Annotated in this window: 8 protein-coding genes; all 8 read right to left on the reverse strand. The window is 69.7% G+C overall.

Features of this window, described 5'->3' with window-relative positions; translation table 11 throughout:
• Nucleotides 1-2: 2 nt before the first annotated feature.
• The gene (locus AC1DHL_RS01545; protein WP_478160068.1) at nt 3-707 is read right to left on the reverse strand and encodes a hypothetical protein; all 705 of its coding nucleotides are present in this window, start codon (nt 705-707) and stop codon (nt 3-5) included.
• Nucleotides 700-3639, reverse strand: a complete 2940-nt coding sequence (locus tag AC1DHL_RS01550; RefSeq protein WP_478160070.1) for a DUF6519 domain-containing protein — start codon at nt 3637-3639, stop codon at nt 700-702. The genes AC1DHL_RS01545 and AC1DHL_RS01550 overlap by 8 nt, the downstream gene beginning before the upstream one ends.
• Nucleotides 3640-3658: 19 nt before the next feature.
• Nucleotides 3659-5641: a hypothetical protein gene (locus AC1DHL_RS01555; RefSeq protein WP_478160072.1), complete on the reverse strand. Its 1983-nt coding sequence runs from the start codon at nt 5639-5641 to the stop codon at nt 3659-3661.
• A complete protein-coding gene (locus AC1DHL_RS01560; RefSeq protein WP_478160073.1) occupies nt 5638-8445 on the reverse strand; it encodes a putative baseplate assembly protein in 2808 nt (935 codons plus the stop codon). The genes AC1DHL_RS01555 and AC1DHL_RS01560 overlap by 4 nt, the downstream gene beginning before the upstream one ends.
• On the reverse strand, nt 8442-10910 hold the full coding sequence (locus AC1DHL_RS01565; RefSeq protein WP_478160075.1) for a putative baseplate assembly protein: 2469 nt from the start codon (nt 10908-10910) through the stop codon (nt 8442-8444). Before AC1DHL_RS01565 ends, AC1DHL_RS01560 begins: the two co-directional genes overlap by 4 nt.
• 350 nt (nt 10911-11260) lie before the next feature.
• The gene (locus AC1DHL_RS01570) at nt 11261-11620 is read right to left on the reverse strand and encodes a GPW/gp25 family protein (RefSeq protein ID WP_184527087.1); all 360 of its coding nucleotides are present in this window, start codon (nt 11618-11620) and stop codon (nt 11261-11263) included.
• Nucleotides 11620-11940 (reverse strand): hypothetical protein, encoded by a 321-nt coding sequence (locus tag AC1DHL_RS01575; RefSeq protein WP_478096209.1) that lies wholly within the window; start codon nt 11938-11940, stop codon nt 11620-11622. Before AC1DHL_RS01575 ends, AC1DHL_RS01570 begins: the two co-directional genes overlap by 1 nt.
• Nucleotides 11940-12437 carry a phage baseplate assembly protein V gene (locus AC1DHL_RS01580; protein ID WP_478160078.1) on the reverse strand — a complete coding sequence of 166 codons (498 nt, stop codon included), beginning with the start codon at nt 12435-12437 and terminating at the stop codon, nt 11940-11942. Before AC1DHL_RS01580 ends, AC1DHL_RS01575 begins: the two co-directional genes overlap by 1 nt.
• Nucleotides 12438-12448: the final 11 nt, after the last annotated feature.

The raw sequence follows: 12448 nt of genomic DNA on the forward strand, positions 1-12448 counted from the left end.
GCTCATGGCACGCAATCCATCAAGGCATCGCCGATCGGCTCGTCGGAGAGATCGGGCCAGGGGTCGGCGCCGACGAAGCGTGCGTTGCCGTCTTCCGCATCGAAGAGCACGCCGAGCAGTGACATGCCGGCGCCATCGGCGAGCCGCCGTGCATGGGCGCGCAATCGCGGGTGCGCATGGCCGAGGATCGTCGGGCCGACGACGTCGAGGCGAACGCGCGCTTCAGGCAGGGCTTCCAGGCCCGGCATGGGCGCACCGGGCCGCAGCGCACGCCGCACCGGGGCCGCGGGCACCTCCAGGTCGAGCGCAAGCTTCACCCAGTGTTCCCTGCACCACGCCGGCCCCGACAGGGAAGGGACGAAGGGGCGGTTCATCACCGGGCATGTCAGCGCCGACAGCCAGGCGCCAAGGAAGGCAGTCATCTCGCTCGCCACGTAGTCGCGATCGGCCTGGGCCACGTGCGGCAGCTGCGCCGGCGCGATGGCGGCGAGCCGCGTGATCACCCCGCGAAGCACCGACCCGGGGATGGCGAGACCCTCCACGACGGCGACGGAAGCGGCCGGATCGTCCACGCGATGGCACCAGCCCGCGCACGAGAGGTCCGAGGGCTTCAGCAGGCGCGCGCCATCCTTGCGATGGCGTGCGACGAAGGCCTGCGCCGCGGCATCCCGCTCATCGGCGAGCACGAGCAGCGGCCGCTCAGCCACCGCCGCCCGTGCCCGGGTTGGTGGGCGCTGCCGGCGCCGCGGGAAGGCCGACGTCCGGCCGTTGCGCAGGAGCGATGAAGGAGCGCTGCGGGATCGCCGGCGAAGCGATCACCGCGGGGCCCGCGATCACGGGACTGGCCACGGGCGCGCGCACCACCACGTCGCTGACCTTCTCGGCGAGTACCACCTTGTCGATGCGCACGGCCTTGTCGACCGCGGCCTCCTTGTCCTTGTCCTTGTCTTTCCCCTTGACGCGCACCGTCACCGTGGCCTGGGCGCTTCGCCGCGGGTCGGCGGCGCTCGTCGCGACCACGTTGAACACGCCGGCCGCGCCCGGTGCCACGTAGTTGCCCGACGCGCTGATGGAGCCGCCATTGCAACTCCACGTCACGCCCGTGTCGACGCCGCCCGGGATGGCGACCCCGCTGCTGCCGACGCTGGCCGTGAACTGCTGCGAGGTGCCGGCGAGCAACAGCGCTGTCGGCGGAGACACGGCGACGCTGAGCACCACGACGGTGAAGTTCGTCGTGAGCGAGGTTGTCAACTGCGAATTCGGAATGGCCGGCACGCTGGCCGTCACGTTCACGACGCTGCTCGACGCCGGTGCCGTGACCGTGATCGGGAAGGTCGCGGTGGTTTGCCCCGCCGGGATCGTCAGGGGATTGCCGCCGTTCAGCACGACCGGGACGGTCGGCGAGCTGCTGGCCACCAGCGTCACCGTCACCGGCGCCTGTGCGACGCTGGCGAGCACGACCTGTCCGGTCACCGCGCCGTCGCCGAGCAGCACCGCCGCGTTGAGTCCGAAGCTGCGCAGCGAGACCGGCGTGGCGGCGAGTTGCAGGGTGAACCAGCTCTCGAAATCGCTGTAGCGGCGACCGCAGCCGGAGGGAAAGGCCAGGTCGGTGCGCAGGCTGTTGGTGCGCGATGCGCTCAATCCCGGTTGGCCGCGGACTTCGCCGTCGAGATAGAGCCGCTCCTGACCAAGGTCGCCCCAGATGAAGTTGCCCTTCATCCGCACGCGCACGCGCGCCTGCCCGCCGCTCAGTGCGTTGACCACGCTTTGCGCCGCGGGGCTGGGCACCCACAGGAGGGTGCTGGATTTCGCCTGCCAGCTGATCGGATTGCCGGGCAGCACCACCGGCACCGACATCGTCAACGCGGGCTGGGCATTGGCGGGCTGGTTCGGCACGGGGGTTGGAATCTCGACCGTGACGATCATCGAGTTGTCGGAAGCCGTCATCAGTGCCACGTTCGTCGGCACCGGCGTGCCGGTGCCCGGGTCGAGGTTGACCGTGTATTGCCCGATCGGCGCCCCATCCATCGAGATCGACAGGCCGGTGACGAACTGCGAGAGCTGCAGCACGTCGTCGTTCTGCCAGCTGATCCCGGTGATGTGGAGCGCGGCAGGCACGTCCGTCAGGGGCGCGAAGGTGGGGCGGCAATCGGTGATCAGGCTGCCCGCCGAGGTGCCCGCCCAGCGAAGCAGTCCGATGCGCGCGAAGTGATGGACGACGCCGCTCGGCGGCTGCGGCGCGGCATGGTTCCATTCGACGGTGGCCGTCGCGCCCGAACGCGCGGGAATGAGCCAGTAGTCGCCGGTCGCGTACCGGCCCGCGGTGAACTGCACCTGCACGCCGAGTTCGAGGTCCAGCCAGCCGCCGCCGCCTGCGGGCACCACGGTGGCGGTGCCGTCCCAGCGCCGCATCTTCGGTTTCAGGGATGCATCGATCGGCGTCGGCGACGCGGCGAAAGTCACCGTCGAGGTGGCAGGCTGGACAGTGGCGATCTGGATCAACTGCCCCGGCCTGCCGTGCAATTCGTCGGCATCGCCGAGGATCTCGACCCACTGGCCGTTCGCCAGGCCCAGCGCATCGTCCGGGCCGGTGCTGTCGACGGTCAGCGTGCTGCCGCTGAACGACTGGATGGGCGTGACGACGCTGCCGTTGTCACGCGACCATTTGAAGGTCGCGTTGCCGTCGGTGCCGGCGGTGTGGATCTCGACCCGGTAGAGCTGGTTCTCGAGCCCGCGATAGCCCCCGCCGGGCGGGATCAGGCAGGGGCCGGTCTGCCCCAGCGAAGGGGCCGCGCGAGCCGAGAGCGCGCCGCTGCCGCCGCCGGTCAGCGCGTCCCATTCGGGGAAGGCCGTGCCGCAGGCCGGCGCATCGGTCGCGGGCGGCGTGACGGCGAGCAGCTTCAGCTGGCAGACGGTCTTCGCGCGAACGGCCGTGTCCGGGCCGCCGAGCGCCGACTCGCGGATGGCGGGGTCGTCGAACGCGCTGACGAGGCGCTGCCAGACGTCCAGGTAGGCGACGTAGAGCCCCTTGGGTAGCACGAGTGCGGCCGCATTGGCGCCGGCCGCAGCCGTCGCGAAGTCGGGGTTCGGAAAGTCGGCTTGCGTCAGGTAGGTCGTGATTCGGCGAAGCACGCCGTTGAAGGCGCCGGTGGCCGGCGTCGGGGGCCGCGTGATCGCGGCAGCGAGCGTCAGCGTGAGCGCGCCGTCGGAGGCGGCCACGGTGGTGATGCGCAGGATCTGCGACGCATCCGCCGTGACGTTCAGCAGCACCCACTGGCCAACGTGGAAGTCCGCGAGATCGGAGCGCGGCAAGGCCACCTGCGCCTTGTTGTCGCCGGTGCTGCTGAAGGCAAGGGTCTGGCCCGGCTCGATCTCGCACGCAATACCGTCGACGTAGTAGCGGCCTGACGTGATCGTCAGGTCGCTGCCGTCGGTGGTGAAGCCCAGGCCGAAGCCCGGGTTGTCCTGCGGAGCGCCGCTCGGGCCGATCACGTCGATGCCGAGGCGCTCGCCGCGGTGGGCGTTGATGGCCTGCTGTTCGTTCCAGTCGGCGTCGACCTGCACCCGGCCCTGCTGCTGCAGCACGGCGCTGTAGTGCTTGCGCGGATTGAAGGTATTGCGGCTGAAGTCGGCTTTCATGTTGTTCCTCCTCTTTGGCTCAGTCGGCAAAAAGCAGGCCGCCGTCGAGACCGACGCGCAGGTACTCCGCCAGGCGCAGGCGCAGGTTGCTTTCGCGTTGCTGGGCCATCTGTTCGTGGTGGACGCCCATTTCGGCGCCGTCGTCGGCGCCCGTGCGGATCTCGTTCGCAGAGCGGCGGGCAAGTTGGCAATACGAAGCGTCGCCGTAGCGCAGCGAATCGAAGAGGGGCACGACGCGGCTCGCATCGGCCGCCGACGCGGGCTGGCAGCGGTAGCGACGCGGCACGATCGATTCGAGCGGCAGGTACGAGAAGCGCAGGCAACCTTCCTGCCGCCGCTCGGACCACACCGGTGCCGGCCACGGTGTGCCGCCGCCGGAGAGACTTGCACGCGCGTGGAAGATGCAGTTCGAGGCCGAGGCGATCGCCGTGCTGTGGACCCGGCCTATGAGCGTGCAGTCGGTGGCCTGGAGTGCGCCGCCCGCTGCGTCGCCGTCGACGGCCGCGAAGGCCACCGCGGCGGGGTCGCCGGCATCGACGATGCAGGTCGTCAGGCTCACGCTGCACTCCGCAGCGATGCGCAGCGTGCCGACGACGCAATGGTCCAGTTCGACCCGCGTGCCCTTGGTCTCGACGATCAGGCCGGAGGTCCCGGGAACGAGGGTGCAGTGCACCAGCCGCAGGGTGTCGGGCCCTTGTCCGTTGGCCGTGGCCGCGAGATGCAGTGCGCCGCCGCTGATGACGAGACCGTTGAGTGTCAGTTCGGAACCGGTCGCGCCGCTGATCTTCAGCTCGCCCGACAGTCGCAGGACCGGCCGCGTCTGGTCCGCGCCACGCAGCTCGACGACGGCATTGGCCGCGAGCGCGACGGAAGGCGTCTCGGCCCAGGTCGCGCTGCTCGGGAACTGCACCGCGCCACCGGATGCGACGGCGGTGAGGGCCGTCTGCACGCTGCCGCTCGCGGACTGGACTTCGACCACGGGTTGGAGGCCGAGCGAAAGCGTCGACAGCCGCTCGTATTCACCGCCGCCGATGTCCGATGCGCTGGCGCGATGGAACCAGACCTGCAGTGGTTTCGGCGGCGCCGCGGCGAATGCGATGCGCCCGCGCTGCGGATCGATCAGCACGCTGCCCGCCACGGGCACGTGGGCCCACTTCGTGCCGCCGGCATCGAGGTCCGACAGATCGGCGGACAGCAGCTCGGTGCCGGCGGGCAGGCCGCCGATGAACATCGACAGGTCCTGTCCGTAGAAGCCGTTCAGGTTGGCCGCCAGCGCGCGGCGGCTGATCGGCACCGGCAGATTCGATTCGCGCGCGAGCGGCGCGTCGCCCGGCAACGGCTGCGGGCGGTTGAAGAGCTGCGTGTCGGTGCCGAGCGGGTTGAAGAAGAAGCGCAGATCATCCAGTGCGAAAGCCGTGGCTTGTGACAGGCCGGTGCTTTCCTGGGTCCACAGGTGGATGCCGACGTTGGGCAGGTTCCAGCGTCCGCCGCATCCGAGCCCGCGCACTTCGGCAGTGTGGGCCGCACTGTCGAAGGGCGAACCGATGCGCTCGAGCACCGGCTGGCGCCGCATGTCGACCGTGCCGCCGGCGCCTGCGCGCACGTGCTTCACGCATTGGGTCACCGCGAGCCCGAGGAAGTACTCGACGACATGGGCATCCCAGCCCGTGACGTCGCGGGACAGCCGCTCGAGCACGGTGATCGTGCCCTTGCCGCGCCGCAGGTTGATCGTGTTGGCCACCTCGGCGCGCGGGCTGCTGATGGTCGCGGCCACGCCGTTGAGCTGCCTGTAGCCGATCAGGTCGCCGATGTAGGGCACGACCCAATCGGCGCAGGTCTCGATGAACTGGTCGTCGTAGAGCTGGGCCAGGTCTTCCTGCAGCACCTGCACCTGCTCGGCCAGCACGTCGAGCAGCCGCGCGAGCGCGCCGCCCTGGTCGGCATCGCGCAGCCTGTAGATCGCAGGCAGCAGTTGAAGGAGGGCGTCGCCGTCGAGTGTCATGGTGGGGCCTCCGCCCAGGTCGCGACCAGGTTCAACGGCCTCGGGTCCAACGTCAGCAACTCGGCGGCGAGGACGCTCGCGCCGGAGCCCACCTGGGGCAGCGCCGCGTCGATCTGCGCGTTTTCGCGCAGCACGGCGATGCGCGCAGCCGGCACGAAGAGCGCCGTGTCGGTGCGCCGCAGCGCCGAGACCTGCACCGCCACCACGCCCGGCACACCTTGCAGCAGCGCGATGATCTCGCTGCGCGTCACCGCCTGGCCGAAGCCGCGCCGCGCAAAGGAGAACGCATCGCGTGCGGCCTGCTGTGCTGCGGCCAGCACGGCATCCATGTCAAAGGCCGGATCGACCATGAGGTTCGCGCTGAAGGTGAAGGCGCCGCGCCGGTAGCTGCTGAGCCGCACCGGGACGTTCGGCTCGGCCGAATCGCCGATCGCGGTGAGCAGGTGGCCGAAGACCGCGCCGCCCGATTCCACGTCGGCGCCGTCGATGCCGGCGACCGTGAGGTAGACGCCGCGGGTCTGCCCAGACCAGGTCCAGGTGGCGAGCGCCTTGGCGATGCCGCCGAAGGCGCGGGCGAAGTCCTCGTAGTCCTGCAGCGAAACGATGCGGGCGAGCGTGCTCAGGCCGAGCGCTGCGTTCGTGCGGATGTCGTCGGCCGTCTCGGCATCGGTGCCTCCGGTGGCGGGCGTCGGATTGATGACTCCCTGCACGCCGAGCGGGCGCGTCTGCAGCAGCGTGAGCTGGCCCGAAGCAACATTGCCGACCGCGCCGATGCCCTTGCGGTAGCTGGCGACGATGTTCTCCGTGCCGGTTGCCGGCCGAGCGCCGTTGACGCCGTCGCCGAAGCTCAGGCTGGTGCTGCCGTCGTCATTGAGGCGGGCGATGTAGACGCGGTCCCTCGCGGCGCTGCCGTAGAAGTCGTGGACTTCGCTCCACCGCACGCCGTTCACGCGCAGTGCGAGGGTCGATGCGACACCGCTCGGCGTCGCCGCGCTGACGTAGGTGAGCGGCGATTGCCGCAGCGTGAGGCGTTGCGAAGGCAGGCTCGCATTGCCGCTGCCCAGCACTTCGTTCACGCCGCTGCCGTGCGTGGCGGACGCCACGTTGCCGTTGATCGTGACGGTCTTTCGCACATAGGCCTGTGTCAGTGCGCTGACCAGCGACAGCGTGGTGCCGCCGTCGGCGCCGATCGCATGCTCGACCGACTGGATCTGCACCATCTCGCTCGCGTAGTTGCCGGGCGAGTCGGCGAGTTCGCCCGTGACGATCAGCAGCTGGCCGGCGTAGAGGCCGTCGACCCAGGTGTCGAGGTCGATCTGGCTATCCGCTGGCAGCGGGTCTTCGTTCGGCAGGCGCGCCAGAGGCAGGGCTTCGCTCTCTGCTTGCAGGGTGGCGCCGCGGTAGTTGCTGAAGTTCGGATAGGAGACCGACACGGGCCCGCTGTCGCTCTGGCCGACCACCGACAGCCGAAGCTGGGTCACCTTGCCGCTCATCGTGTATTTCGCGATGCCGTGTTCGGCCACGCCGTCGACATTGGCGACGACCCAGTGCTCGCCCTGGCTGTCACTCCATCTCAGCGCCGCAAAGCTGGGCGCCGCATCGCCGCCCGGCGCGATGCGCGGGTAGGGGGCATCGAGCAGCGGGTCGAGCGTGTCGGAGGGTGGCTGCCAATCGCCGTCGGTCCCGCGGTCGTCCGAATACTGGCCCGCGATGGCGGCTGGCAGACTGCGCGGATCGGGCGCGTTGTAACCGAAGAGCGAAGCCTTCGTGCGCAACGCATGGACACTCGGCGCGACCGGTGGAGAGTACGCCGCGAGGGTCCTGAACAGTTGGGTGAGCTTGAGTCCGAAGCGCCAGCCGAAGACATTCAGGTCGTCGGCACGCGCGATGAAAGGCACGTTGGCGGCCAGCACCTGCTGCGTCACGAAGGACCAGTTGCGTGGGGCCGCGAACGTGGCCGCAACGTTCAGCGGCACCGTGTCGACGCGCAGCGAATCAATGGCGATCAACGGACGCAGCCTGTGCGGCGGCGGCGGCGCGGGAACCGGTACCTGGGCCCCGGAGATCGCCGGCCGCAGCGACACCCGGGTCTGCTGCTCGGCCGCCATCGGCGTCACGCCGGACACCGTGCGCAGCACCGGGCGGCTTCCCGGCTCGCTGGGTGTCACGACCACGCTGTCACCGGGCTTGAGGCCCGTCGACACGCCGCTCAGCAGGACGTCCGGCGTGTCGGCACCCACCGTCTGCGCAAAGCTCAGGCTCGGCCGGAACGCATTCCACTCGACCCTGGCCGGAACGGTCTCGATGGTCTCGAAGGTCTGCGGCAGGCCGCCGGGCAGCGGGATGCTCTGCACGCGCGTGCCCGCGGGAATGTCGACCGCCGTCGACGGCGTTCCGGGCGCCTGCATCATCGTGAATGCAAGCCAGGTGCTCGCGGCCACGCCGGGTTGCGGCACATAGCCGACCAGTTCCGCGAGGCCCGCGAGCGATCGTCGTTCGGTGGCGGTGCGCAGGAAGGATTCGTTGGCGATGCGCTCCTGGTAGAAGCTGAGCACGTCCGCCACGCTGGCCCAGGCGTCGATCAGCCCGAGCGTGAAGTCACTGGTGTCGCGTGTGCGGAGTTCGGGCAGCGTGCCGAGGCGCGCCTGCATGCTTTCCTTGAAAAGCGGCTGCGTTCCGACCCGGTAGCTGATCGACGACAGACCCGCGCGGTTGGCCACGACCCCCGGCGTCTGCGGCGACACGCCAGCGCATGCGCCGCAGGCGTCCAGCCCGCCCGGCGAGGGGTTGGAGGTGGTGCTCATTTCCCGCCCCTCACCACGAAGCTGAAGACGCCGCGTTCCGGAAAGTCCGGGTTGTTGTCCAGGCGCGCCACTTCGAGGCGCCCGATCGGCAGCACGCCCGCATCGAGCGCCGCGCGGCCCGCGTCGCCGCGTCGCTGGAAGGTCGTGATCTGCACCGACGCGACACCGTCGATCGCCATCGCCGCCGCATACAGCGGGCTCGAATACACGTCCTGGCCGATGCGGAAGTTGTCCGGGTGGAAGAGGCCAAGCCGCCCATCGGGCCGCACGCGGCTGTTGAAGACCTCCGACAGCGCCTGCGAGACCTCGGCACCGAAGTACTCCGGCCGCGCCGTGACCTGCATCGCGATCTCGAGCGGCACTGCGATCGGCGCCTCGATCTCCAGGTCATGGCCGGCCATGCGCAGGCTCTCGAGCGACTGAGCGAGCCGGGACTCCGCTGCCGCATCCAGCGCGCCGCCACCAAAGGGATCGACCGTGACGAAGACGCTGCGCCAACTCCCGGTCCACCGCATCGTGGCGGCCGCGCTCTGCACGCCGGGGAGCTTCGCGGCGAGGCGCGCGTAGTCGTCGGTCGTGACCGCGCGCTGCTGCGTGCGCAGCGCATACGGCGCCTTCGCGCGCACCGAGGCGATGCTTTCGGGCTCGGTGCCGCCACTGGCCGGCAGCGGCTGACGAATGCCGACGATGGCCGGGTCGTCCGTCACGATGCGCACCAGCGTTCCGGCGCCGACGTTGCCGGCGCTGCCCATGCCGACGCGGTAGCTGGCATTGAGCACCGTCTCGGACGCCGGGCGCCGTCCGTGCGTGCCATCACCGAAGCGCAGCCACGCCACGCCCGCGTCGTCGGGCTCGACGACGAAGTGCGGATCGTCCGCATGGCTTCCGAGCAGGTCCTGTTGCGCGAACCAGTCGACCGACTGTCCCTCGAGACTGCCGGCGAGCTGGATGGCGGGCACGGCGCTCGCCGCATCGGGCTGCTGCAGCGCCGCCGCCGAAGCGCCGAGGTCCGCGGGATCGAAGGGCACGGCCCAGGTGATCGGCGACTGGGTCAGCCGGGGGCGGAAGCGCGGCGGCACCGGCTCCCGCTGCGACGCAGTGCACATCGTGCCGCTCGCCACCGGCGCGCGATAGAGCGTCGGCTGGGGCACTTCGCCGATGACCTCGGCCGCCGCGAGGCGCTGCCCATGGTCGGTCATCACGATGTTGCCGCGGGCGATGCTGATGTCGCTCACGTCTGTCTCGGTGCTGTTCTTCGCGATGCGCGCAGACAGGCACAGCGGAAAGGCCAGCGCGTCGTCCGCGGCCCACGCGATCTGCGTGACGAGTTGCTTGTAGAGCGGGTCCTGGAGCGGTTGCCCCTTGGCGTCGTTGATCGTGACGCTGATCAGTCGCACCGCCTGGCGGTGGGTCGGGTCTGCATCAACGGGCAGTCCCGTCTCGGGCCCCAGCGCTTCCTCGAAGACCAGCACGTCGCCCGCCTTCAGTTGGGGAAAGCGCCCGCGCAGGGTCGCTTGCGTCGCGCCCCGGGGCAGCGCACAGCGGCGGTCGCCCCAGGTATGGAAGCCGATCTGCTGATGCGCCTGGAAGAGCGTCGCGGCCTGCGCCGTCTCGAACACGACGGGTTGGCCCGCCAACGTCGCGGCGTAACCGGCCTTCGCGACGACCGGCGTGGCGCCTGCCTTGCCGCCGAGGATCGGCGTATGCGCCGGCAGCACCACGTTGTCCGCCTGCACCTGCACCTGCACCCAGGCGCGGGCGCTGCAGCCTTCCTGCATGAAGTAGTCGACGAGGCGGGCATGTCGCCGCACCGAGGTGCGAAGGCGTGCCGTGCCCAGGTAGGCCTCGGTCGCCACGGCATCCTGCTGGTAGCTCAGGTAGTCGCCGACGTAGGCGAGCATCTCGACCAGCGCGACGCCAAGATCGGCCACGTGGGTTTCCTGCCAGCCGGGGACCTGCGTGGCGAGGCGGTCGAGCATGAGCTGCCGGAATCCCGCGTAGTCCTTCGCCAGGTAGTTGAGCTCCGGCACGGCGGCCACGGTGGGGGCGCAGGTCGCGGCCGGCTGGCAGTCGAAAGGCGAGGGGCAATCCACCTTGAACGAGAACTGCACCGACGACAGCACCGGGTCCATGCCCGCCATCGGCAGGCCGCTGCCGTCCGGCTGCACGAGTTGGAGCGTGTAGGTCGAGAAGTCACCGGGCTGATTGACGTGCAGCACCAGCACGTTGGCGTCGTAGGTGGGCGGCTGGTCGACCACGATGTCGGTGAAGCGCTCGCCGCCGCTGATTCGCACGTTGGCCGCGGAAATGCCCGCGGGCGCCGGGGCTCGCAGGAAGTGCAAGCGCAGACCCTGCTGAAACTGCGCCCCCACGTCGATGACCTCGACGAAGTCGATGCCGTTGAGCGTGGTCGAGTTCGCGACGTCGATGCGTCGCTGGGCGTCGCAGCAGATCGTCTGGTCCATCTCAGTCTTCCACCACGCTTCTGCGTGACCTGCTACGCATGGAATGCAGCTTGAATTCGGCGCAGGCGTCCGGGGCGCGTGGCGAGGACACCGGGTGATCCCCTCCGCGAATGTCCCCCGGCTTCGCCTCCTCCTTTATTTCGCTGCGGGGATCACCCGGCATCCTCGCCACGGGAACCGCTGTGTTGTGCCGGCCGATCAAGCACGACCGTGATGGATCACGACGATGGTGTGCTCTGCGCAGCGAAATAAAGGAGGAGGCCGAAGGCCGGGGGACATTCGCGGAGCAGAGTACGCCGTCGGCGTGAGCCCGCCCCATCCCTTCCGGATCTGAATGACTGGTCTTCATGCTAGCCCCCGCCCCGGGTGAATTCCGCGGACATGCGCTGCTGCGTTGCCAGCACCACGTACTGCACAGTCACCGTCACCGTGCTGTCCACACTCTCGACCTGCACGCCGGTGAACTTGATCAGGTCCCCGAGCCACTGCTGCAGCGCGCCCTGCACCAGGAACTGGGTCGCGGTCGCCAGTTCGGGGCTCGTGGGCGCGAAGAGCAGTTGCGCCAGCCCCGTGCCGAAGGTCGGGCGATTCACGCGCTCGCCCGGTGCGGTGAAGAGCACCTGCTCGATGAGATCGCGGATGTGATCATCGCCCGCGGCTTGCGCAGTACGGCCCTGCGCATCGAATCCGTAGGGATAGCCGAGCTGCATCACGTTCCCCTTGCACGGACCTGCGACGGCGCGACCAGCACGCCGGTGCCGTTGGGCACGCACTGCGCCTGGCTGTCCACCAGCAGCACCGGCGCGCCGCCGGCCTTGACGCGGGTCGCGACGGTCGTCCACATCGCGCTCACGCACGGGCTCGGTGCACCCGAGACATTGAAGGCGCAGGCCGAGACCATGTAGGCCGCGGCTTGGGTGACCACCGCCTGCTTGTTCAAGGTGACACGCGGAAACGGCGCCGTCGCCTTCGCCTGTCCCGCATGCATGCAGGTCACCATCGAAGTCTGGTCGAGCAGGAAGCCGGGCATCAGATGACCTCCAGCGCGCCATCGTTGATCGACACGCCCGTGGCTCCGATCGCGATGCTGAACGCGGCCATCGCGAGCTTGATGCCATCGGCATCGAGCGTGAGTTTGAGCGGCACCCCCACCGCCGGGGGACTGACCTCCAGGATGAAGCCACCCACGCCGGGAAGGTCGCTCATCTGGAGGCTGATGCAGTCGGTCTTGAACACCTTCATCTCCGCGACGGCCGGCATCGCGGGCACCTCGCCAGCGCCCCAGAAGCAGCCGCTCCAGATCGCCTGCTCGGGGTTGCCGCCCTCGAACTCGACCCAGATGTTGGCGCCGACCGGCGGCACGGCGAAGAAGCCCACGCCCGAGCCGCCGTAGGGCGCACAGGGCAGGGCCCACGACAGCGTGCCCTCTCCGAGCACCGCCGCCACGCTGACCTGCACGCGCCCGAGCATCATCGGATCGACGTTGTTCTCGACCTTGCCGCGGTACTTGCCGTAGAACGGATTCACTGGATGACCTC

The organism is Variovorax sp. 10L426, assembly GCF_056395305.1.